The organism is Streptomyces sp. LS-MS-L19 (assembly GCF_058382285.1).
Window position 1 is genome coordinate 447775 of the sequence record NZ_JBYCLL010000001.1, and the last position, 22733, is coordinate 470507.

General features: G+C 72.3%; 21 protein-coding genes. 10 read left to right on the plus strand and 11 right to left on the minus strand.

The features are described from left to right. The first annotated feature begins 61 nt into the window (after window positions 1-61). Window positions 62-946 (plus strand): alpha/beta fold hydrolase, encoded by an 885-nt coding sequence (locus AC2XR2_RS01925; protein ID WP_381302324.1) that lies wholly within the window; start codon window positions 62-64, stop codon window positions 944-946. A 128-nt stretch (window positions 947-1074) separates the two neighbouring features. Here AC2XR2_RS01925 and AC2XR2_RS01930 read toward each other — a convergent pair whose 3' ends face one another. Together AC2XR2_RS01930 and AC2XR2_RS01935 are read right to left on the minus strand one after the other, a co-directional pair. Further along, window positions 1075-1311, minus strand: coding sequence for a hypothetical protein (locus tag AC2XR2_RS01930; RefSeq protein ID WP_362666239.1), 237 nt, complete (start codon window positions 1309-1311; stop codon window positions 1075-1077). Window positions 1312-1541: 230 nt separating this feature from the next. Continuing rightward, window positions 1542-3074, minus strand: coding sequence for a helix-turn-helix domain-containing protein (locus AC2XR2_RS01935; RefSeq protein ID WP_381302326.1), 1533 nt, complete (start codon window positions 3072-3074; stop codon window positions 1542-1544). Window positions 3075-3583: 509 nt separating this feature from the next. On the opposite strand from AC2XR2_RS01935, the gene AC2XR2_RS01940 reads away from it, so the two are divergent. Next, window positions 3584-4204: an L-threonylcarbamoyladenylate synthase gene (locus AC2XR2_RS01940; RefSeq protein ID WP_381302327.1), complete on the plus strand. Its 621-nt coding sequence runs from the start codon at window positions 3584-3586 to the stop codon at window positions 4202-4204. Window positions 4205-4328: 124 nt separating this feature from the next. Beyond that, on the plus strand, window positions 4329-5084 hold the full coding sequence (locus tag AC2XR2_RS01945; protein WP_381302328.1) for a dienelactone hydrolase family protein: 756 nt from the start codon (window positions 4329-4331) through the stop codon (window positions 5082-5084). Here the strand turns inward: AC2XR2_RS01945 and AC2XR2_RS01950 are convergent. The 3 genes from AC2XR2_RS01950 to AC2XR2_RS01960 all read right to left on the minus strand — a co-directional run bounded on the left by AC2XR2_RS01950 (window position 5081) and on the right by AC2XR2_RS01960 (window position 8821). Further along, window positions 5081-7243 carry a S9 family peptidase gene (locus tag AC2XR2_RS01950; RefSeq protein ID WP_491514047.1) on the minus strand — a complete coding sequence of 721 codons (2163 nt, stop codon included), beginning with the start codon at window positions 7241-7243 and terminating at the stop codon, window positions 5081-5083. The two genes, AC2XR2_RS01945 and AC2XR2_RS01950, sit on opposite strands and share 4 nt — an antisense overlap. A gap of 69 nt (window positions 7244-7312) precedes the next feature. After that, window positions 7313-7876, minus strand: coding sequence for a dihydrofolate reductase family protein (locus AC2XR2_RS01955; protein WP_449352269.1), 564 nt, complete (start codon window positions 7874-7876; stop codon window positions 7313-7315). A gap of 57 nt (window positions 7877-7933) precedes the next feature. Next, on the minus strand, window positions 7934-8821 hold the full coding sequence (locus AC2XR2_RS01960) for a phosphotransferase (RefSeq protein WP_491514048.1): 888 nt from the start codon (window positions 8819-8821) through the stop codon (window positions 7934-7936). Window positions 8822-8980: 159 nt separating this feature from the next. On the opposite strand from AC2XR2_RS01960, the gene AC2XR2_RS01965 reads away from it, so the two are divergent. Further along, entirely contained in the window at window positions 8981-9721 is a 741-nt protein-coding gene (locus tag AC2XR2_RS01965; protein WP_491514049.1) for a DUF6193 family natural product biosynthesis protein, read from the plus strand. Window positions 9722-9786: 65 nt separating this feature from the next. On the opposite strand, the gene AC2XR2_RS01970 is transcribed toward AC2XR2_RS01965, so the two are convergent. The 3 genes from AC2XR2_RS01970 to AC2XR2_RS01980 all read right to left on the minus strand — a co-directional run bounded on the left by AC2XR2_RS01970 (window position 9787) and on the right by AC2XR2_RS01980 (window position 12070). Continuing rightward, on the minus strand, window positions 9787-10227 hold the full coding sequence (locus AC2XR2_RS01970; protein ID WP_449352271.1) for a VOC family protein: 441 nt from the start codon (window positions 10225-10227) through the stop codon (window positions 9787-9789). A 65-nt stretch (window positions 10228-10292) separates the two neighbouring features. Next, window positions 10293-11393, minus strand: coding sequence for an ABC transporter substrate-binding protein (locus AC2XR2_RS01975; protein ID WP_491518387.1), 1101 nt, complete (start codon window positions 11391-11393; stop codon window positions 10293-10295). Between the two features lie 35 nt (window positions 11394-11428). Beyond that, a complete protein-coding gene (locus AC2XR2_RS01980; RefSeq protein WP_381302335.1) occupies window positions 11429-12070 on the minus strand; it encodes a TetR/AcrR family transcriptional regulator in 642 nt (213 codons plus the stop codon). Between the two features lie 45 nt (window positions 12071-12115). Here AC2XR2_RS01980 and AC2XR2_RS01985 point away from each other — a divergent pair, with 45 nt between their 5' ends. Continuing rightward, on the plus strand, window positions 12116-13039 hold the full coding sequence (locus AC2XR2_RS01985) for an ABC transporter ATP-binding protein (RefSeq protein ID WP_491514050.1): 924 nt from the start codon (window positions 12116-12118) through the stop codon (window positions 13037-13039). After that, window positions 13026-13787, plus strand: a complete 762-nt coding sequence (locus AC2XR2_RS01990) for an ABC transporter permease (protein ID WP_491514051.1) — start codon at window positions 13026-13028, stop codon at window positions 13785-13787. Before AC2XR2_RS01985 ends, AC2XR2_RS01990 begins: the two co-directional genes overlap by 14 nt. 121 nt (window positions 13788-13908) lie before the next feature. Here AC2XR2_RS01990 and AC2XR2_RS01995 read toward each other — a convergent pair whose 3' ends face one another. Then, window positions 13909-14682 (minus strand): SDR family oxidoreductase, encoded by a 774-nt coding sequence (locus AC2XR2_RS01995; protein ID WP_491514052.1) that lies wholly within the window; start codon window positions 14680-14682, stop codon window positions 13909-13911. A 274-nt stretch (window positions 14683-14956) separates the two neighbouring features. Here AC2XR2_RS01995 and AC2XR2_RS02000 point away from each other — a divergent pair, with 274 nt between their 5' ends. The 3 genes from AC2XR2_RS02000 to AC2XR2_RS02010 all read left to right on the plus strand — a co-directional run bounded on the left by AC2XR2_RS02000 (window position 14957) and on the right by AC2XR2_RS02010 (window position 18512). Continuing rightward, complete coding sequence (locus tag AC2XR2_RS02000; protein ID WP_491514053.1) at window positions 14957-15862, plus strand: MHYT domain-containing protein; 906 nt, start codon at window positions 14957-14959, stop codon at window positions 15860-15862. Between the two features lie 43 nt (window positions 15863-15905). Continuing rightward, window positions 15906-17408: a metallophosphoesterase family protein gene (locus AC2XR2_RS02005; RefSeq protein WP_491514054.1), complete on the plus strand. Its 1503-nt coding sequence runs from the start codon at window positions 15906-15908 to the stop codon at window positions 17406-17408. 75 nt (window positions 17409-17483) lie between these two features. Then, window positions 17484-18512, plus strand: a complete 1029-nt coding sequence (locus AC2XR2_RS02010; protein ID WP_449352277.1) for an LLM class flavin-dependent oxidoreductase — start codon at window positions 17484-17486, stop codon at window positions 18510-18512. A 37-nt stretch (window positions 18513-18549) separates the two neighbouring features. Here AC2XR2_RS02010 and AC2XR2_RS02015 read toward each other — a convergent pair whose 3' ends face one another. Then, window positions 18550-19515, minus strand: coding sequence for a TauD/TfdA dioxygenase family protein (locus AC2XR2_RS02015; protein WP_491514055.1), 966 nt, complete (start codon window positions 19513-19515; stop codon window positions 18550-18552). A gap of 84 nt (window positions 19516-19599) precedes the next feature. Between AC2XR2_RS02015 and AC2XR2_RS02020 the strand changes: the two genes are divergently transcribed. Further along, the gene (locus tag AC2XR2_RS02020) at window positions 19600-20133 is read left to right on the plus strand and encodes a hypothetical protein (protein WP_491514056.1); all 534 of its coding nucleotides are present in this window, start codon (window positions 19600-19602) and stop codon (window positions 20131-20133) included. On the opposite strand, the gene AC2XR2_RS02025 is transcribed toward AC2XR2_RS02020, so the two are convergent. Further along, window positions 20072-22726, minus strand: coding sequence for an MFS transporter (locus AC2XR2_RS02025; protein ID WP_491514057.1), 2655 nt, complete (start codon window positions 22724-22726; stop codon window positions 20072-20074). The two genes, AC2XR2_RS02020 and AC2XR2_RS02025, sit on opposite strands and share 62 nt — an antisense overlap. Window positions 22727-22733: the final 7 nt, after the last annotated feature.

The window sequence follows — 22733 nt, forward strand, 5'->3', positions numbered from 1 at the left end:
GGCATGGCGTCACCGGGCCCTGACGCCTCCCCCGTACCGCCCGACCGAGGAGAGCACCACCGTGAAACCGACCATCCCCGGATTCGACCACCAGCGGGTGTCCGTCGCCGAGGACGTCCGCCTGCACGTGGCCGTAGGCGGCACCGGCACACCCGTCGTCCTGCTGCACGGATTCCCGCAGACCCACCTGATGTGGCGCCACGTGGCGGCGGACCTGGCGGCCGACCACACCGTGATCTGCCCCGACCTGCGCGGCTACGGCGACAGCGACAAGCCCCGCGAGGACGGCCCCGGCACCTACTCCAAGCGGACCATGGCGCAGGACGTCGTCACGCTCGCGCGCCTGCTGGGGCATCCCCGGTTCGCGCTGGCCGGGCACGACCGGGGTGCGCTGGTGGCCTTCCGGGCGGGCCTGGACCATCCGGACGCGGTGTCGCACCTGGCCCTCCTGGACATCCTGCCCACGCTCGACATGTGGGACGCCCTGCACGGCACGTCGGCGGCGGTCGCCTTCCACCTCTACCTCATGGCCCAGCCGCCGGGTCTGGCCGAGCGGATGATCTCCGCGAGCGCGGACGCGTTCTTCGGCCACTTCCTCGACGTCTGGGCGAACCGGCCCGACGCGATCCCGGCGCGGGTCCGGGCCGAGTATCTGCGGGCCTGCCGCGAGGCGGTGCCGTCGATCGTCGCCGACTACCGCGCCTCGGCGGGCATCGACGTCGAGCACGACGAGGCCGACCGGGCCGCGGGGAACCGGCTGGGCATGCCCGTGACCGTCCTCCAGCAGGACTGGGGCGCCGCCCTCGGCTACGACGCCAGGGCCCTGTGGGCGTCCTGGGCCGACGACCTCCGCCATACGACCGTCTCGTGCGGCCACTTCATGGCGGAGGAGACCCCGGCCGACGTGGCCAAGGCGCTGCGGGAGCTCACCGTCCGGGGAGCGTGAGCCGCCGCGGGCGTCCAGCGGGCCCGCGGGGCGGCGCGGCCGGCCACACCGGGCCCGTTTCCCGGGGCTTCCGTACGCGTGCGGAGGGGCCGGACACCCGTCTGTCCGGCCCCTCCGCACCCGCAGGGTCAGCCGCCGTTCAGCCGTGCGCGCAGCAGTCCCTTGCCGATCTCGGCGCCCTTGCGGCTGTCCGCCTGGGCCTTGCGGAACAGGTCGGCGACCTCGGTGTCCTTGCCGCGTTCCGCGTCCTGGATGTAGCTCTCCAGCCGCAGCGCGTTGCTCAGGCACGCCTCCACATACCAGATGAGGTTGTAGTCCTTGTCCGGCGTGCCGGTCGCGCCGCCGGTCTCCGTGCTGCTGGTCATTCCGGGCCTCCTCCAGCGGTAGTCGTTCCGGAGCCGGACGAGTACCCGTCGTACGCGGGAGAAACGCCTCGCGGGCGGCCGCGGCGCGTCGCGCGGGAGGGTGGCGGAAACGCCTCGCAGGGGGCGCGACCGGTCCCCCGTTCCGGTCGTTCCCCCTGCGGTGCGTCGAACTTACGTGACCTGCGGACTCTTGTGAATCGCGCCGATGCCCGCTGTGCGCGGCACAGGACTCACCCGTGCACAGGTGAGTCCGAATGGCCCGGATCGTCCCGCAACGAGACGGGGTGTTCCAGCTCGCCGGTCGCCAGATGGGCCAGCACGACCTCGTAGAGGTCACCGCCGGAGGCGATGAGTTGGCGTTCGAGGACCGGTTCGGCGCTGCGCACGTGTTCCCGCACGGTCTGCGCGTGCACGGCCAGCGTCTGCGCGGCCCGCTCCGCGTTGCCGCCGGCGGCGATCCAGCTGCGCAGTGTGCGGCGCAGATCGCGGGGGTCGCTGTCCAGACGTCCGAGCAGTTCCCGCGCCCAGGTCTCCAGCGCGGGCCCGGCCAGCAGATCACCCAGTCCGGTGCGGGCCTGCCCCGCGCCCGAGGGGGCGTCCTGCCCGTCCGCGAGGCTGACCTGGGTGCTGAGGGCCAGGTGGACGGTCGCGCGGACGGTCAGGTCGGTGAAGTCGGTGCGCAGCAGGGACTCGACGCGTTCCATGCGGGCGCGGACGGTGTTGCGGCTGACGCCCAGCACCTTGGCCGCGCTCACGGCGGTGAACTCGAGGCCGAGGCGGGTGGTGACCAGCAGCTCGGCGCGGGTGTGGTGCGGCAGGGTGTCGAGGGGGCGCAGCAGCCGGGCGGTCCAGGCGCGCAGCGCCGCCGGGTCCATCAGCCGTTGGGGGTGGTTGCGTTCGGCGTACACGGCTGCTTTGTCCGGTCGTACGCGCGCCACGGCGAGGGCGCTCACCGCCTGGCCGTAGGCGGCGGCGGTCCGGGCGAGGCTCTGGCGGGTGCTGCCGCCGAGGAGCGTGCCGGGGTTGCGGTCGACGAGCGAGCGCAGGGCCGTGCCCGCGGCGTCCCCGGTGGTCACGATGATCACGTGTCCGTCCATGGCCGGGCAGCGCACCACGAGGGCCCGGTCGCCGATGACCCCGAGGCACTCCTCGGCGAGCCGGTCGCGCTCCGCCGCGTCGCCCTCGAGGACGTAGACACAGGCCGTGTCGGTGTCGAGCAGGCCGGGCCACAGTCCGGCGGCGACGCGGCGGGCGGCGACGGTGTCCTCCACCATCAGCAACTGGAGTATGGCCAGGCGGAGATCGGAGGTGGCCCGCTTCAGGCGCCGTCCGGCCGTGGCCGTCTCCCGGGCGCGCAGCAGGAGTTCGAGGATCTGGGCGGTGTGCGTGAGGATGTCGGAGGTACGCCGGTCGAAGGGAGACTTGCGGGCCACCGCGAGCACGCCGGCCTTCGCGGGGTCCGGGTACTCGATTCTGAGCAGGCGGAGGTGGGTGTCCTCGTCCGCCGAGGCCGCGGAGGCGATGCGGCCGGCGCGGATGTCCGCGACCAGGGTCTCGTCCAGGGGCATGCCGGGGCCGGCGACGAGGGTTCCGGTGTCGTCGTGGAGGGAGGCCGTGCCGTTCACCGACTCCGCGAGCCAGGCGACGAGCCTGCGCATGTCACGCCCGGTCGGCCGCAGATGGTCCAGGAGTTCCAGCGCCCACGTCGACTCCCCGACGTCCCGCGCCCGACTCCCGCCGGACCCACCCCCCTGACCTGCCACGTCACCCTTCTCCTCGCCCCTCGCGTCCTTCACGACATACCGCTCGGGACGGTACCTCACGCACGGCCGGCGGTCGTCGGGCCGGACGCGGCCAGGTGTGCAGAAGGGGGCATGAAGGTGACGGTCGAGCGGAAAGTGTGGTGGAGCGGCGGGGAGTTGGGCGATGTGGGCGTATGGAGGCGGAGCGCCGGGTGTGGAGCACCTGAGGACGACGAGCCTGACGGGCGGTGGGCGACTGCGGGTGGGTGGGGCTGGTCGCGCAGTTCCCCGCGCCCCCTGACCGCTGACTGCGGGTTCACCGGCCGCAGGTCCCCGTCGACCGCGAAGCCGAACCGGTGCCCTCGCACCACCCCCGCTCCTCCACCTGCACCTGCACGGCCTCCGCTGCCGTCGCGTCGCAGCAACGCGGGCCCGGAGTCGTACGGCGCCACTGGGCCCGGCACCTGCCGGCGGCGGTGCCGCTGCTCGGCCTCCGTCCTCGTCCCCCCGCGACGGCATAAGCTCGGCGGATGGCCAAGTACTTCGACGTGCACCCCGACAACCCGCAACCCCGTGCCATCAGCCAGATCGCCGAGAGCATCCGGTCGGACGCGCTGATCGCGTACCCGACGGACTCCTGCTACGCACTCGGCTGCCGGCTCGGCAGCCGGGACGGCATCGACCGGATCCGCAGCATCCGTCATCTCGACGACCGGCACCACTTCACCCTGGTCTGCCAGGACTTCGCGCAGCTCGGCCAGTTCGTACGGGTCGACAAGGACGTGTTCCGCGCGATCAAGGCGTCGACGCCCGGCAGCTACACCTTCATCCTCCCGGCGACGAAGGAGGTGCCGCGGATGCTCCAGCACCCGAAGAAGAAGACGGTCGGTGTCCGGATCCCCGACCACGTCGTCACCCAGGCGCTGCTCTCCGAGCTGGGCGAGCCGCTGCTGTCCAGCACCCTGCTCCTGCCCGACGAGGAGGAGCCGATGACCCAGGGCTGGGAGATCAAGGACCGTCTCGACCACGTACTGGACGCGGTCGTCGACTCGGGCGACTGCGGTACCGAACCGACGACGGTGATCGACTTCTCCGGCGGCGAGGCGGAGATCGTGAGGCACGGCGCGGGCGACACCAGCCGGTTCGAGTAAAGCCGTCCTCAAGTGGGAGGGGGCCGCGGCGGCCGGTTGGATGGTGCGTGCAAACATGTGCCCGGCCCCGGTTCCGCCGGGCCGGCGACCTGCTCGCCGTCGTATGCGCAGAGAGGCACCCCCCATGACCTCCGTACAGGGAACCGACGTCGACATCCCCACCGAGGACGGCATCGCCGACGCCTATCTGGCCCACCCGGCCGACGGTGCGCCCCGGCCCGCCGTCCTGCTGTTCCAGGACGCCTTCGGACTGCGCCCCCAGCTGAGGTCGATGGCCGACCGGCTCGCCGAGGCCGGCTACACGGTTCTCGTGCCCAACGTGTTCTACCGGCACGGACGCACGCCGGTCTTCGAGCTGCCCGAGTTCATCGACCCCGCCGCGCGGCCGGAGATCTTCGAGAAGATCGTGCCGGTCATGCAGGCGCTGACGCCCGAGCTCGCGATGCGCGACGCCGGGGCGTATCTGCGCTGGCTGGCCGAGCGGCCCGAGGTCGCCGAGGGCCCGGTCGCCCTCACCGGCTACTGCATGGGCGCGCGGCTGTCCCTGCTCACCGCGGGCACCTACCCGGACCGGGTGGCCGCGGCGGCCGGCTTCCACGGCGGGCGTCTGGCCACCGACACCCCGGACAGCCCGCACCTGGTGGCCGGGAACATCACCGCCGAGCTGTACTTCGGCCACGCCGACAACGACCACTCGCTGCCGCCCGAGCAGATCGAGCGCCTCGAGGCCGCCCTGACCGAGGCCGGTGTCCGGCACCGCTGCGAGGTCTACGAGGGTGCCCCGCACGGTTTCACCCAGGCCGACACCGCTTCGTACCACCCGGAGGGCGACGAGCGGCACTGGGCGGCACTGCTCGACCTGCTCAAGCGCACCTTCTAGGACGGGGGCGGCGCCCCGGCGGCGGAGGGAGGCCGGGGTGGATCGCTGCCCAAGTGGCGCCGCAGGAAGCTCACTTGCCGCTCCAGCAGCTGTCGCGTGACCGTCGTGCCGATGGGCTGATGACCGATGCCGGGCAGGAGCAGGAGTTCGTGCGGGCGCCCCGCGGCCTTGAGTACGGCGGAGAGCCGGAGGGTGTTGACCGGAGGGACGTTGGTGTCGGCGAGCCCGTGGACGAGCAGGAGCGGCCGGGTCAGTCGCGGTGCCTCGCGGAGCAGGTCGCAGGCCTCGTACCGCTGCGGGTGGGCGTCGGGATGGCCGAGGAACCGCTCGCGCCAGTGCGCGTGGTAGAGCCGTTGGTCGGTGACGCCCGCGCCGGCCACGGCGGCATGGAAGACATCGGGGCGGCGCAGCACGGCCAGCGCGGCCAGCGCACCGCCGAAGGACCAGCCCCGGAAGGCGACCCGGCCGAGGTCGAGGTCGGGGCACTGGCGGGCCACTTCGTGCAGGGCGGTGACCTGGTCGTCGAGGACGGGTCCGAACAGGTCGCCGTACACCTCGCGTTCCCAGTCGGGCCCGCGGCCGGGCGTACCGCGGCCGTCGGTGGTGAGGACGGCGAATCCCCGCTCGGCGAACCACTGCGAAAGCAGGACCCGCGAGTCCAGTTCCGCGGTGACGCGCTGGAGCGCCGCCCCGCCGTACGAGTCGACGAGCACCGGCAGCGGATGGCTGCCCCGGCGGTACCAGGACGGCAGATGGAGCCGGGCACGCAATGCTCGGAGGCCCAGGACGAAGTGTTCGGCGTGGACGTCGAGGACCGGGCGTTCGGCGTACGACAGGACGGTGACGGCCGGTCGGCCCGTGCGCAGCACCTCGGCGCGCCCGCCGGGCCGTTCTGCGTCCCGGGTGATCCGGACCAGGGTGCCGCCGCCGCGGGCGCCGGAGTGCACACCGGGTCCGGAACTCAGGTGCCGTAGGCCGGACTTGGGGCTGTAGCTCCAGAGGTGGGTCTCGGTGGGGTCGTCGGAGGCCGTGAAGAGGACGTCGTCGCCGTCGACGCCGAGCACGGCTCGCAGCTGAAGTCCCTCGGGCGTGACGTCTGTTCCGTCCCGGGCGAGATGCCGGGTCCCGTTCGTGTCGTGAGGGGTGAGAAGGGCGCCGGACGCCGTGCGGACGGGCAGTCCGGGGACGAGGTGCACCCAGCGTTCGTCGCGCTGCTCGTCCAGGACGGTGGTCCGGCCGTCGCCGGGGTCGATGCCGAGGAGGCGGACGGAGCGCTGGTCCCGGGACTGCACCAGCGCCCACGGCCCGTGCGCGTCCCATCCGGCGCCCACGACGTACTCGTGGGCGACCCGGTCCCAACTCACCTGCACCGGCGGGCCGTCGAGCCCGGAGAGACCGGAGAGACCGGAGAGCCACAGTGTGACGTCGGGGTTGGGTGTGCCGGCGAGGGCGGTGCGGCGGACTTCGCGGTCCGCGCCGCCCGGGTGGGGCCGGTCGGGAGGGGTGGCCGGGTCGGTCAGGTGCCCGCCGTCGGCCGGATCGGCTGTCGGCCAGGGCCGGACCACCGTGCAGTCGGTCCGCGCGAACAGCAGTCGGCTCCCGTCCGGCGACCACCAGTGTCCTCGGGCGTCGTCGAGGGAGGTGGTGGCGGTGTGGGTGGCGACCCCGAACTCGACGTCGGGGCCGGGTGGTTGGGCCACCAATCGGTTCTCCGTACCGTCGGTCTCGACCACCCGCAGGGCGCCGTGCGAGACGTAGGCGATGCGACGGCCGGTGGGGTCGGGCCGGGGATCGGAGACCGGTCCGACGACGGGCAGCCGCCGCGGCTCCCCCTTGCCCGGGTCCACCTTCCAGAGCCCACCGCCCAGGGCGAAGGCGATGACCCCGGCCGCCGTGTCGGTGCCGTACGCCTCGATGCCTCCCACCCGTCCCCTCCGCTCGAACTGCCCGGCTCCGAGGAGCCGTACGGGGTCGGCCAGCAACCGCTCCCTCCCGGAGTCGACATCCAGCGCCCACAGACAGGTCACCGGGTCGTCACCGGTGCGGCCCCGCAGGAACAGCACGGTCTCCCCACCGCCGGAGACGACGAACCGCCCGGGGACACCGCGGGTGAAGCGCAGGGTGCGGACGAGCTGTTCGGGGAGGGTGGTGAGGGGCATGACGGTGTCCTACCACCGGCCCGATTAATAAAACTCAAGTTCGAATAAAGCCGCTATTGGCCGCCGCGCTCAGTGCCTGGTCTCGTACCTGGTCAGCAGCAGGCCCTCGGGGAACGTCCGGGTCTCCACCAGACGCAGGTTCACCCAGTGGTCCAGGGCGGTGAAGAACGGTGTGCCGCCGCCCACCAGGACCGGATGGGTGACGATCGCGTACTCGTCGATCAGCCCGGCCCGCATGGCCGCCGCGGCGAGTGTGGCGCCGCTGATGTCCATGGGGCCGCCGTCGCCGGCCTTGAGCCTGGTGATCTCGGTGACCGCGTCGCCGGTGACCAGACGGGTGTTCCAGTCGACCGTGCGGCTCGTGGAGGAGAACACCACCTTCGGCATGTCCCGCCAGCGGCCGGCGAATTCGATCGCCGCCGGTGTGGCATCAGGTTCCTTGTCGGCGGTCGGCCAGTGGGAGCTCATCGTGTCCCACAGCTTGCGCCCGTACAACGCCAGGCCCGTCGCGGCCACCCGGTCGGACCACCACTGGAACAGCTCGTCGCTCGGCACGCTCCAGCCGAGGTCGTCGCCGGGCGCGGCGATGTAGCCGTCCAGGCTCATGTTCATGGCGAAGGTCAGTTTTGGCATGGCGGCAGCCTCCCGTGAGTCGGTCCTCGGCGTACAGACCAGCACGGGGCGCGAAAATCATCGGTCAGCCACACCGCGGGCAGGTCGGCCACCCCGCGGTGACGAACGAGCCGGGGGCTGTACGCGCGCCGCCCGGATCCGGGCGAGCCATTCCTCGCCCAGGCGACGGCCGTCGGGGAGTTGGTCGTGCCGGTCCCAGCGCCAGGTGGTGATCATCGCGAGGACGAGGAGCCGGCAGTCGTGCAGCAGGTCCTGGTCGGCCCCCGCATAGTGCCCGGCGATCTCATCGGGCGCGTGGGCGAGGTCGAATTCGACGGGGCCACGACAGCAGGTCTCCAGGTCGATGAAGAGCGGTCCGTTCTTCGTGGGGAGCAGGTTCCCCGGGTGCGGCTCGCCGTGCAGCAGCTGGTCGGCGGTGCCGCGCTCGCTGATCGTTCGCCGCAGGCTTCGCAGGGTGTCGGCGAGCAGTTCCCGGTCCGCGTCGGCCAGCGCCGGAGTGCGGTCGTGGTCCGCCAGGAGTCGCTGGGCCTGTTCGACTCGATCGGTGAAGTGCGGGGTCGGGACGTCGAGTTCACGCATGCCTGCGTGCAGGCGGGTGAGCGCGTGGGCGTAGTCGGCGGGCGGGACCTCTGGAGGGGGCACGGGTTCGTGGTAGGTCCACAGCGTGACCACGAAGCCCGCGCGCTCATGGACGCCCGGTGCCACCCGGGGATCGAGCGCGGCCACCGGGCATCCCGCCTCGGCGAGCCGCTGGGCCAGCTCGACTTCCAGCTGTGCGACCTGATCCGCCACCGGGGCCACCCGGGCCACGACGTCACAGGGCAGCAGACGCAGAGTGAGCTTGTTGGAGTCATGGAGAACGATCGCGTCGTCGGCCGTGAGGCCCAGTGACGCGGCGATCGCCCTGGCCGCGGCCACCGCCCGCGGAACCTCCGAGACCCGCATCGTCGCCCGGTCCTCCCCCGTGAGCTCCGCGATGATCGTGCATACGGTCCGACAGGCGCACCGTACCAAGGCGGGCGCGCCGCCCCGAACGATTAATTTCCGGTGCCCCTCGGTACCACTCGGTACCGGGGGGCGACGGATCAGGCAGAATCGCCGACCGTGCCCACACCTCCCGATCCCGCCGTCCTCTACCCCGACATCGCGGTGCACGGCAGTCTCGCCGCCGCGCTCCGGGCCGGGGCGGAGGGCCGCCTCGACGCCGTCCCCGTCACGTCCTCGGAGGCCGAGCCGCTGCTGCACGCGACGGTGCCAAGCACCTTGCCGCACCGGGGGCCGCTCCACATCACCGCGTGGGAGCACCGACGGCGATGGTCGATCCGGGGTGAGGAGCCCTTCCAGACCCTGGCACTCGTCGACGGCCTGACGACCGACCTCGCGGAGCTTGCCGGGGCCGCCCTGGCCTGGCACGACGGAGAAGCGCTGGACGCCGTCCGCCGGGCGGCCCCTTTCGTGCATCTGACCGGCCGGTTCGAGGTCCCCGACAACGACCCGGGGCGCCTGACGGCGTCCGAATGGCAGGGCATGCGGCGGGAGGCCGCCGAACTGACATACGCCTGGCACGAGACGTACCAGGCCCTCGTCGAGGCGGCCCACGCCGAGCCGGCGCTGCGCGCCCTCTACCCCTTCACGAGCCACTGGGCCCTGCGCTTCTCGACCACCACCCGTCCGGCGCTGACCGTCGTCGGACCGTCCCTGAGCGCGAACAGCGACGGCACGTACGGGGTGGGCAGGGGGTTCGTCACCCCGGACCTCGGCACCTTCGCCACGGCGCACGAGGCCGTGGCCATGGCCGTACGCCATCTCCCGTCACCGCTCGGCCCGGTCGCACTCGGCGGCTGACCGCCCCATGGGCGTGGACCGGTACGACCGGTCCACCCCTGCCGTCCCCCCTTCGCCCTGCCGCCTCAGCCGAGCTCTTCCGCCAGGCCGATGACGATCCCCTCCGGGCCGCGGACGTAGCAGAGCCGGTAGATGTTCTCGAACTGCTCGACCTCACCGACGAGTTCGGCGCCGTGGGTGCGCAGGCGGGCGATGACGTCGTCGATGTCGTCCACGGCGAACATGACGCGGCGGATGCCCAGGGTGTTGGCCGGCGCGTCCTCCGGTACCGAGCCGATGGCCTTCGGTGTGTGGAACTTCGCCAGCTCGATCCGGCCGGGAGCGTTCGGGATGCGCAGCATCGCGACGTCCTGGCGGACGTCGTCGACCCCGATGACCCGCTCCACCCAGCGCCCCTCCACCGGGCCCCTGCCCTCCAGCTCCATGCCGAGTTCGACGAAGAACGCGATGACGGCGTCCAGGTCCTCGACGACGATGAGCACGTTGTCCATGCGCCGTACTGCCATGCCGGGCCTCCTCGGTGCGGTCGATGCGGCCACGATGGGCCGACCTGCGGGTCACGCAAGCGATCTCAGCCCACGTGCAGGACTCGGAAGCGGCCGGGGTCCGCCGGGTCCCGGTCCGCCACCTGGATCGGTGCCCCGGTCCACTGCCACACGCTGACCCCCGGCGCCCGTCCGAACCCGATCCGACCCCGGGTGCCCTCGACCGTGACGCCCGGCCAGGACTCGGCGATGCGTGCTCGGTCCGTGCCGTGCCGGCGCAGCACCTCAGCGAGGACGGTGACCGTGTCGTAGCCCTCGTACCCGACGAACGAGGGCGGTTGGCCCAGCCGCTCGCGAAGGCCCGCCTCGACTCGTGCGCCAAGTGGGCTGAGTTTCTCCGGCAGATAGCGCAGGAAGGGGACCCCGGCACCGTCGTCGCCCAGCAGCGTCCTCCACGAGGCGAACTCCGGCTGGCCGGCCGGAGCACCCGTCAGGAGCTCGGCGAGACGCCGGTCGCGGCGGACGGCACGGACGATCGGCACCGCGGGCTCCGGGGAGCCGACCAGGAGAAGGAGAACCGTCGCGCGATGCTCGACGAGCGCGTCGCACAGGGACGTCGGGGCATGTTCCCGCACATCGAGTTCGACGACGGTGCCGCCGCGCGCGCCGAGGTGGTCCCGGAGGATTCGGACTCCGGACGCCCAGTACACGCTCGGCTGGGTCGCCACGGCGATGCGCGTGTGGCCCGCGTCGAGGAGGAAGTCGGCGTAGACGCGCCAACCCCGGGACTGTGGCGGGGAGAGTCGGGCGACCTGGTCCGTCGGCTGCTCGGTGAGTGCGTCGAGGACCGCCGACGAGCACAGGAACGGCACACCGAGCGCGTCCGCGCGGGCCGCGGCGGCGCGAGCGACGACGCTGTGGTACTCCCCGGCCAGCGCCACCACGCCCAGCCCGGCCGACTCCGCCACGGCCGCCTCGGCCCTGTGCGGATCCGCCGCGGTGTCCCGGACCACGAGCTCGAGCGGCCTGCCGCCGATGCCACCGGCGTCGTTGACCTCGCCGACGCCCATCTCGATCCCGGCCAGCAGGTGTTGACCCGCCTCGACCCAGCCCGGTCGCGTCAGCGGAACGAGAACACCGATCCGCACGGGCGGTCCGCCCGCCCGATCCGCCGCGGCCGGTGACATGGCCTCATCGTTGTCCACGTCGTCTCCCCTCCCCCTCACTCGTCACCCCGCGCCGCCCCCAGCACCAGCCGCCGGATGTCCGCCAGGTCGGCCTCGAACTCCGCCGTGAGGTCGACCGGCAGGTCCAGCCAGGGGCCGAGCCTGCTGTGGCCCGGGAGTTCGCTCTCCGGGAGCTGTCCGCGGCGCCCGCGCGGGTCGAGGGCGCCGGGGGTGAAGCGGCCGGACGCCTCCGAGGTGGCGAAGCCGATGACGAAGGTGCTGATCAGCCGCTCCAGTCGGGGCACCTCCGAATCCGGGACCCCGGCCTCGAGGAGGGCGAGGTAGATGATGTCCACCGCGCGCACGGCGTCCGGTGTGACGGCGGGTCGGGAGAAGAGCAGGTGCGCCGCCCAGGGGTGACGCTGGGTCACCTCCCGGCAGGCGTGGGCGAGGGCGTCGAGCCGTTCGTCCCAGGCCGGCTCCCGTGCCCCCTGCGCCGCGTCGGTCGGCAGCAGCGCGGACAGCAGGCGTCCGACCATGCCGTCCAGCAGCGCCGCCTTGTCCTTGACGTGCCGGTACAGCGCCATCGGCGTGACGCCGACCCGCTCGGCCAGCGCACGCATCGACACCGCCTCCAGGCCACGCTCGTCGGCGATGGCCAGGGCCGCGTCCAGGATCTCTTCCCGTCTGCCACTCATGGGTCTACAGTGTAGACGTATACACCGTAGACATGGGGAGGGCAGATGCTTGTCACGAACGACCTGGTGAAGTCCTACGGCCGACATCGCGCGCTGGACGGTTTCGACCTGACGGTCGAGCCGGGCGAGATCGTCGGCCTGATCGGCCACAACGGCGCCGGCAAGACGACCTTCGTGGAGACCGTCACCGGTCTGGTGCGGCCCGACGCGGGCCGCGTCCGCATCGGGCCGTACGACGCGCTGAGCGAGGGCCGGGCCGCGCGGCGGCTGGTCGGGGTGGCTCCGCAGGAGCTCGCCCTGTACGGAAGTGTCACCGTGCGGGAGAACCTGCGGCTGTTCGCCGGACTGGCCGGGCTCCGGGGCCTGCGCCGGGACGCCGGGATCACGCGGGTCCTGGAGGAGCTTCAGCTGTCGGCGGTGGCGGACCGGACCGTGGGTGTCCTGTCCGGCGGACAGCGGCGCCGGGTCCAGGCGGCCACCGCGATGGTCGGCTCACCGCCCCTGCTCCTGCTCGACGAGCCGACGGCCGGCGCCGATCCGGAGACCCGCTCCGCCCTGCTGGCCGCCGTGAGGGCCCGCGCCGACGCCGGGGCCGCCGTCGTCTACACGACCCACTACCTCCCCGAACTCGTCGACCTGGAGGCCACGTTGGCGCTCGCGCGGGCCGGCCGGATCATCGCACGCGGCACCCAGGAGGAGCTCACCCGGCACCTTCCCGCAGAGCTCCGGGTCACCTTCGCCGACCCGGCCGAACCCGACGTCCGTATGCCGAGCACGGATCCCGGCGCCGACCTCGCGGCCCTGCTCGCCTCCGGCCGCACACCCGCCTCCGTCGACGTCCACCGGCCCGGCCTGGACGACCTCTACCACTCCCTGGAATCGACACCACCCGAAGCCACGGCCGGAGACGCCATGGCGCCGAAGACCACGGCGCCCGAGAGGACGGAACCCCACGATGCCGCCGCATGAGTCCGCGACCCGCCTGAGCGTCCTGATCCGCCACAACGCGCTGCTGATGCTGCGCGAACCCGGCCCCCTGCTGAGCCGGACGGTCCTGCCGCTGGTCTTCATGACCCTGCTGCGCCCGCTCTACCTGTCGGCGCAGGGCCGGGCGGCCGGTACCGAACAGGCGGTCGTCGGCACGCTGGTCACCTTCTCGCTGCTCGCGCTCAGCATCTCCGGCAACGCGATCCTCTCCGAGCGTCTCGGCCGCACCTGGGACCGTCTGCGCGGCACGCCCCTGCACCCGGCGGAACTGCTCCTGAGCAAGGCGGTCCCCGTCCTCACCGCGCTGCTCGCCCAGCAGTTGCTGATCGTCGGCTTCGGGGTGTGCGTGTTCGGACTGCGCGTGCCGCATCCGTTCCTGCTGCTGGGGGTCCTGCTCAGCTGGTGCTGCACACTGCTCGGCCTCGGGGCGCTGCTCGGTGTGCTGGTCCGGTCGATGGGTGAGCTCTCCGCCGCCTACGACATCGGCGGCATGCTCCTCAGCAGCGTCGGCGGCGCGCTCGTGCCGCTCGCCGTCCTGCCGGCCTGGGTCGCGGACGTCGCCCCGGTCTCCCCCGGCTACTGGGCCGCGCACGGTCTGCGGGCCGCTCTCGCGGGCGACACCCACACGGCGGCGGTGGCCTGCGGCACGCTGTTCGGCACGGCCGCGGCCTGCGCGACCCTGGCCGCGGTCCGGCTCCAGGGCCGCAGCGGCCGGGTGGTGGCGCTCTAGCCGGGCAGGTTCCTCGGGGCTCCCCCTCAGGCGCAGGTGGGAGGGAGCCGACCCGGGCCACGACCGGCTCGACAGCGCCCGGCGCCGACCGCCGATGGTCGGGCGAGGGGCGCAACCGCCCTTACGCGAGGCCCCCGTTGCTCTTGAGCAGCTGGCCGTTGACCCACTGCCCTTCCCGTGAGCACAGGAAGTCCACCAGGTGCGCGGTGTCCTGCGGGGTGCCGAGGCGGCCGAGCGGGGTGGCTTCGAGGCAGTGTGTCCGGATCTCCTCGGACATCCAACCCGTGTCCACGGGACCGGGGTTGACGGCGTTGGCGGTCACGCCCAGGTGGGCGAGTTCGTGGGCGGCCGCCAGGGTGATGCGGTCCATCGCGCCCTTGCTCGCCCCGTAGGGCAGGTTGCCCACGGTGTGGTCGCTGGTGAGGCTGATGATCCGGCCGGTGCCCGGAGTCGCGGTGCAGCGGCGGCCGAACTCCCGGATCAGCAGCCAGGTCGCCCGGGTGTTGACGGCGAAGTGCCGGTCGAAGCTCTCGACGGTGGTGTCGAGCAGACCGGAGTCCACGGACTCGCAGTGGCTCATGACGAGCGCGGTGACGGGCCCGATCCGGCGCTCCGCCTCGTCGAAGACCCGGGCCGGGGTGCCGGGGTCGGCGAGGTCCGCCTCGATCGCGGCGGTGGCGGCACCCCGCTCGGCGAGGAGCCGCTCGATCGTCGCGGTCGCGCCGGGTTCGACGCCCCAGCTCATGCGGGCGTCATAGGGGGTCCAGTAGGTGAAGGCGATGTCCCATCCGGAGGCCGCCAGTTGGCGCGCGATCCCGGCGCCGATGCCGATGGTGCGGCCCACTCCGGTGATCAGGGCGAGCGGACGAGCATGGGGTTCGGTGCGTGTCGTCACGGGCTGAGATCGTCCCCGAGTGACGGCAGGCCGACAACCGCTTTTCTTGATCGGAACCGGGCGCCCGAGAACACGGAAATGCTGAAAATTGCTCAACTCTGGCACATCCCAGCGCCTCATGAGCCCGCTTGGCCGAAACTCGTCGCCATGTGACTAAAGTTCAACCGCGCCACCGGGGAGTTCTTCGTTTACCCCCGGTAATGCCTTGATTTACGCGATTCACTGCCGCCACTCTTCCTCCACAACCAGCCAAGACTCTGGGGGGAGTTGGCTTATGGAAGGTACGGTTGACGGGTTCCGCTACGGCGTGGTGACCCCGGTCGCCGCGTATCTGATGGCGTGCCTGGGAGGGGCTCTGGGGCTGCGCTGCATCGTGCGGACCCTGCTCAGCCACGAGTCGTGGAAGCCCGGCTGGCTGGCGCTCGGCGCCGCCTCGATCGGCTGCGGCATCTGGACGATGCACTTCATCGCCATGATCGGTTTCCAGGTGGTGGAGACCCGGATCCGCTACGACGTCGGGCTCACGGTGCTCAGTCTCGCGGTGGCGATCGTCGTCGTGGGCATCGGGGTGTTCATCGTCGGCTACCGGGGCGCCAGCACCCTGAATCTGTCCTTCGCGGGCGTCATCACCGGGCTCGGCGTGGCGGCCATGCACTACCTCGGCATGGCGGCACTGCACCTCAACGGGACGATCCACTACGACCCCGCGATCGTCGCGCTGTCCGTGGTCATCGCGATCGTCGCCGCGACCGCGGCCCTGTGGGCGGCCGTCACCATCCGGGGCTTCCTCACGAGCCTCGGGGCCAGCCTCATCATGGGCGTCGCGGTGACCGGGATGCACTACACCGGCATGTCCGCGGTCAGCGTCCACGTGCACAGCAGGCTCGGCGGATCGTGGGCCGGCGACTCACCCACCTCGCTGCTGCTGCCCATGCTGCTGGGACCGGCGATCTTCCTGCTGCTGGCAGGAGTCGTGGTCATGTTCGACCCGCTCCTGGTGCTCGGCGACGGCGACTGGAACCGCCGGCCCGCCTCGGCCCCGCGCACCGCCCCACAGTCCGACTCGCTCTTCGAGGACCAGGACAAGAAGGCGAGCCGGGAGGACCAGGAGCGCCGGGTGGTCCAGGCCCGGGCCCCGCAGGACCCGCACTGGGCGGCACCCCGCGGACCGCAAAGGTGACTCCCCTGTCGGGCCGGTTCTAGATCGTTGTTACGGTGCACCGGTGTCTGACTCCTCACGCGATACCGCCGAAGGCGCCGGCTGGGGCTCCGCCCAACTCGGCGAGTACAAGCGGCTGATGCCGCCCAAGGTCGAGAAGATCTCGTGGCTGAACCCGAGGACGCTGTGGGCCGCCCGCAACGGCGTGGTGGCCTCCTGGTTCGGGGACCCCACGGGCCGTACCCGAAGCCGTTGGGTGGCCCAGCGCGCGGCGGCCGGCGCACCCGCCGACAAGGTGATCCGGCGCGAGGACCCGGAACGCTTCTCGTTCATGGTCATCGGCGACACCGGAGAGGGCGACGACCCCCAGTACGCCGTCGTACCAGGGTTTCTGAAGATCAGTCAGGACACCCGGTTCGCGGTCGTCGCCAGTGACGTGATCTACCCCGTGGGCAGCGCGGACGACTACGACTCCAAGTTCTTCCGCCCGTACCAGGACTATCCGGCGCCGATCTACGCGATACCCGGCAACCACGACTGGTACGAGGATCTCGGCGCCTTCATGCGCGTCTTCTGCGACGACGCACCGCCCCTGGCTCCCGAACCCGCGCCGCGCCCGTTCAGCCGGGCCTGGCTGCGCTCCCTGCTGTGGCACCGGCCGCGCCCCCACGACGGCCAACGCCTCGACCAGGCGCGCCAGTTGCGTGCGGACCCGGCCCAACAGGCCGTCCAGCCCGGCCCGTACTGGGCCGTCGACGCGGGACCGCTGCGCATCATCGGCATCGACACCGGGCTGCTCGGCACCATCGACGCCGAACAGGGCGCGTGGCTGCGCGAAGTCTCCCAGGGCTCCCGCCCGAAGATCCTCATCACCGGCTCGCCCCTGTACGTGGACGGCGAGCACCACCCCTGCGCCATCGAGGGCGGCGGCACCGTCGACGAAATCGTGCGCGACCCGGCGCACCACTTCGTCGCGTCGATCGGCGGCGACATCCACAACTACCAGCGCTACCCGGTCGACGTGGACGGGCGGACCATCCAGTACGTCGTCTCGGGCGGCGGCGGCGCCTTCATGCACGCCACCCACACCATCCCGCGCGTGTCGGTCGCCGACGTCACCGAGCAGGACTTCCGCTGCTACCCGCTGCGCGGCGACTCGCTGGCCTTCTACAGCCGGCTCTACGGCCGCCGCCTGCACCTGCGCCGCTTCTTCACCCTCACCGAGGCCGAGGCCACCGCGGTGATCGCCGAACGGCTCGGCATCCCGCCCATCCGTCTGCCGGGCGAGCCGGCCCGCGTCACCTTCCGCACCCGTCTCGTCGCCAGTCTCCTGGGCGCCGGCGGCCGCCCCGACCGCACCTCGCGGTTCCGGCTCCCGGTGCGCAAGATCTACACGCAGCTGTTCTCGCCCAGCTCGGCGACGTACAGTCCCCCGTTCTTCAAGTGCTTCCTGCGGCTGGACGTCACCCCCGAAGCGGTGCACCTGCGCTGCTTCGCGGCCACCGGCAACCTCGCCCAGGAGATCGAACCGCCCGTCGAGGACGAAGTGATCATTCCGCTGCGCTGATCCGGGAACACGGCAGTAGGCGCCGGGGTTGCCACAGCTGTACTACTTGATTCGTCAAGCTTCCCGGAGGAGCCCGTGCCGTCCACCCCCCGTCCCCTGCGCAAGCTGGGCTTCCTGACCATCGGACTGTTCGACGAGGCGGATCCGCGACGCGGCCACGAGTCGACGCTGGAGATCATCGAACTGGGTGAGCGGCTCGGCTTCGACAGCGCGTGGCTGCGCCACCGCCATCTCCAGTACGGCATCTCCTCGCCCGTCGCCGTCATGGCGGCGGCCTCGCAGCGCACCCGCCGCATCGAGCTGGGCACGGCCGTCATCCCGCTCGGCTGGGAGAACCCGCTGCGCCTGGCCGAGGACCTGGCGACCGTGGACATCCTTTCCGGGGGCCGGATCAACCCGGGCGTGAGCGTGGGCCCGCCGATGCACTTCGACGAGGTCAAGGGGGCGCTGTACCCGGACACGGCCGACGTCGAGGACTTCTCCTACGAGCGGGTGCGCCGCCTCCTCGACCTGGTGCGCGGCAAGCCGGCGAGCGACTTCAGCGGGGTGCGGGGGTTCGAGGTCTTCTCCGATCGCGTCCAGCCGCACTCCCCCGGCCTCGGCCGGCGCCTCTGGTACGGCGGCGGCAGCCTGAGTTCGGCGCGCTGGGCCGGTGAGCACGGCATGAACTTCCTGACCAGCAGTGTCGTCAAGGCAGAGGGCCCAGAGGGGCCGTACGACTTCGCCGAGATCCAGCTCTCGCACATCCGCGCCTTCCGCGCCGCCCACCCCGACGGCGAGGAGGCCCGGGTCTCCCAGGGCCTCGTCGTCATCCCCACCGACTCCGCCTCGCCTCAGCAGCGGGCCAGGTACGAGGAGTACGCGGCGAAGCGCACCCCGCGCACCGCCTCGCCCCAGGGTCCGGCCCGGCTGATGTTCGCGCCGGACATCGTCGGCACGTCGCAGGAGATCGCCGAACGCCTCCACGCGCACGCCGCGTTCCGCGAGGTGGACGAGGTGGCCTTCGCCCTGCCGTTCACCTTCGAACACGAGGACTACGTGCAGATCCTGACGGACATGGCGACGAAGCTGGGTCCGGCGCTGGGGTGGCGGCCGGGGGTGTAGGTCCGCTCGGGCGCCGGGGGCGTCCGCTGCTGCCCCCTCACCACCGCCCCACCTCCGTCCCGGTGATCGCCTGGGACGCCCTGCCGTCCACCCCCACCGGTACGTCCCCGGCGAGCATCACCCGGTGCATGGTCCGGGGGAAGCCGAGGTGGGCGTTGTCGCTGGGGGCCAGGTGGATGGTGGCGCGGTTGTCCCAGAAGGCCACGCTGCCCGGTTCCCAGCGGAAGCGGACCGTGTACTCGGGGCGGACCGCCTGTTCGAGGAGCATGTCGAGGATCGCCCGGCTCTCGGCGCGGGAGAGGTCGGCGATCTGCTCGACGTAGTAGCCGTTGACGTAGAGGATCCGCTCCCCCGTCTCGGGGTGGACGCGTACGAGCGGGTGCAGGGAGGCCACCTGGTGGTCCAGCAGGTGCCGGACGTAGGCGTCGTCGCCGGGACGGGGCTGGTAGCCGACGCCGAGCCGGTGCTCCACGCGCAGCCCGTCGATGAACTCCCGTACCGGGCCCGACAGTCCGGCGTAGGCGGCCGCGAGGTTGGCCCACTGCGTGTCGCCCCCGTACGGCGGGACCGTCTCGGCGCGCAGGATCGTCGCGGCGGGCGGGTCGATCCGGGCGCCGTGGTCGCAGTGCCAGCCTCGCAGCAGCGTGTGCCGTCGGCGTTGCAGCCACTCCTCGTGCTCCATGCCGAACTTCCCGCCCAGCTCCAGCCGGTCGGCCGTCGTCTCGACCTCGGGGAAGTTCGGGGGTGAGGCGCTGCCCCGCTTGCGCAGGACGACGGGCTCACCGAACCGGCGGGCGAAGGCCACGTGCCCGGTGTGGTCGAGCTTCTGTCCGCGGAAGAACACCACCTTCCAGCGCAGCACCGCGGCCCGGATCGCGGCGACCACCGCGTCGTCGAGATCACCGGCGAGATCGACACCGGTGATCTCGGCTCCGATGTGCCCGGCGACCGGGTTCACCTCGATGCCCGCGTCCCACTCCGCCGTGCCGTTGTCCGTCGTCATGCATGCTCCGTAGATCGCCGTGGCCGTCGTACCTCTGAAGCTCCGCACCCCGCGGGGCGCGTCACCCATGGTTGACTGCCCACCGTGGCCACTCCCCCAACTCCCCAGGACCCGGACGCAGCTGTCCAGGAACCGAGCGCGTTCGTACGGCGCGTGCCCACGGGCGAGCGGCTGCCCATGCCCGCCCGCTCGGTGGCGGACTGGGAGACGTTCCGCACCTGCCTCAAGCCGGTCACGGAAGCGCTCTGGGCCGATGCCCACGGGCGCCTGGACGCGATCGGCACCGAGTCCGCCGAGCACGCGAGCGAACTCGGCCCCCTGGTCCAGCGGGTGGAGCGGGCCGTGCCCGGTCTCGACGGGGTCGCCCGGGTCCACGTCAGCCGCTGGGGTGACGGCGCCGCACACCTGCACTTCTGGCTGCTGGCCCGGCCGGCGGGCCTGCTCCAGCTGCGCGGCACCTTCCTGCCGGTGTGGGAGGAACTCCTGCCGTCCCTCCCCGAGGAGGAGCGGCGGCGGAACCACCGGCTGATCGCCAAGAGGGGTGGGTGTCCCAGGGTCACTCCGCGGACTGCGCGAGGTCCAGGTCGAGGGTCGCGGCGTCGGCGTGGCCGAGGGTGAGCCTGGACGCGGCGGGTGGGTAGCCGGCGGCCACGAGTGTGTAGGCGCCGGGTGCGAGGTCGGTGAGTGTGTAGGTGCCGTCGTCGGTGGTGACGACCGAGGCCACGGGGACGCCGTCGGCGTTCAGCAGGGTGACGCGGGTGTCGGCGAGGGGGCGGCCGGTGCGGCCCTGACGGACCGTCCCGGTGAGGGCGCCCGCGGGGTGCAGCGTCAGGTCATGGCGGGCGCTGCCGCTCGCCTCGACCTCGACCGGGACGGCCGCCGGACGGTGTCCCCGCGCGCTGACCTGGAGGGTGAAGTGCCCCGAGTGCAGACCGGCGAGGGTGTAGTCACCGCCCGCTCCCGAGGTGCTGCGGGCGACGACGTCACCCGCCGGATCGAGGATCAGGACGGTCGCCCCGGCCAGCGGCGTGCCCTCCGCGTCGCCCACGACACCGTGCACGCTCGCCGTACCTGGCGTAGCCGCCCTACCCGGCGTCCCCGGCGCGACGGCGTCGCCCGGCAGTGTCACCGTGCAGGACGTCGGCCCGTCGCCGACCATGAGGTTCGTGGCCTGGGGCCGGTGTCCTTCGGCGGCCACGACCAGGGTGTAGGCGCCCGGGTGGGGCCGGGGCATCGTGCCGGTGCCGTCCTTCCGGGTGCGAGCCCGGGCCGTCAGGCGTCCGCTCCGGTCGATCAGGGTGAGCGCGGCACCGGCGACCGGTCGCCCGGAGGGGTCCTGGACACGGCAGACGAGCCCGGACGTGCCGCCCGCGTCCGTCGGGTGGGCCGCACCCGCGGCGCCGCCGCCAGCCGTGGAGACGGGCTCCGCCGCTACCGGCGCCCCCGCGACGGATGCCACCGGCACGGCCCCCACCACGGCTGGTCCCACCGCGACGCGGCCCCGGATCAGGGAAGCCGCCGCGGCCGCCAGTGACATCGCGATGGCCAGCGAGAACACCACAACGAGGCCGTCGTGGAAGGGGTGCGAGATCAGGTGGGGGAAGAACTCCTGCCCCGTCAGCTTCGCCGCGTTGGCCGCCGGGAGGTGGTCGAGGATGCTGCTGCCGAGCAGGTGCTGGATCGGGTTGTAGCCGAGGAACGCGGCGAACAGCACGCCGACGGGCGGGAGCCCGGCGACCGCGTGCGCGGCCTGGGTGGGAACGCCCTGGGCGGTCAGTCCGGAGGACAGCGTCTGCGGCAGGGAGCCGGACAGACCGGCCACCATGAGCGAGAAGAAGACGCCCATGGAGAGCACCATGCCGGCGTTCTGGAAGGTGGCGCGCATACCGGAGGCGGCGCCGCGGGCCTCGGCCGGCACGCTCGACATGATGATCGAGGTGTTGGGCGCGGCGAACAGGCCCCCGCCGAGTCCGTTGAGGAAGATCAGCAGCGCGAAGACCCAGTAGTCGAAGTCGGTGGGCAGGGCGAGCAGCCCGGCGAAGGAGCCCGCCATCACCGCGAACCCGGCGGCGGCGAACAACCGGGCCCCGTACTTGTCGGACAGGTATCCCGACACCGGCCCGGCGACCAGGAAGCCGACGGTCAGCGGAAGCATGTAGATGCCGGCCCACAGCGGGGTGTCGGCGTAGTCGTAGCCGTGCAGCGGCAGCCAGATGCCCTGGAGCCAGATGATGAGCATGAACTGGAGTCCGCCGCGCGCGATGGCCCCCAGCAGAGCGGCCGCGTTGCCGCCCGCGAACGCGGTGTTCCGGAACAGCCGCAGCGGGAACATGGGTTCGGCCACCCTCGCCTCGATCACGCAGAAGGCGACGAGTACGGCCACCCCGCCGATCAGCCCGGCGAGCACCCAGGGGTTGGTCCAGCCCATGGTGTGGCCGCCGTAGGGCTGGATGCCGTAGGTGATGCCCGCCAGCAGCGCGGTCAGGCCGACGGCGAAGGTGAGGTTGCCCCACCAGTCCATGCGGCCCGGGGTGCGCACGCCGGTCTCGTGCAGGGACTTGTACGCCCACACCGTCCCGATCAGCCCGATCGGCACGTTGACCCAGAACACCGAGCGCCAGTTCCACGTCACCAGGGCCCCGCCCAGCACCAGGCCCAGGAAGGACCCGGCGATACCGGCGACCATGTTGACGCCGAGGGCCATGCCCCGCTGCCGGGCTGGGAAGGCGTCGGTGAGGATGGCGGCCGAGTTGGCCATCAGCATGGCGCCGCCGACGGCCTGCACGATCCGCCAGCCGATCAGCCACAGCGCCCCGCTGCCGCCGTGGAACGGGTCCAGGGACAGGACGACCGAGGTCAGGGTGAAGATGAGGAACCCGGAGTTGTAGATGCGGACCCGGCCCCACATGTCGCCGAGCCGGCCCAGGGCGACCACCAGCACGGCCGTGACGAGCATGTAGCCCATCAGCATCCACAGCAGATAGCTGACGTTGGCCGGCTGGAGCGGATCGAGGCGGATGCCGGTGAAGATGCCCGGCAGGGAGATCAGCACGATCGAGCTGTTGATGGTGGCGAGCAGGATGCCGAGCGTGGTGTTGGTCAGGGCCACCCACTTGTAGCGGGGATGCTCGACGCCTATCCACGCGCTGCGTCCCCGATGCCGGACGGGTCCCGTGCCGGCGGTGTGCTGGATCGTTTCATCGGTGGCCATGACTGAC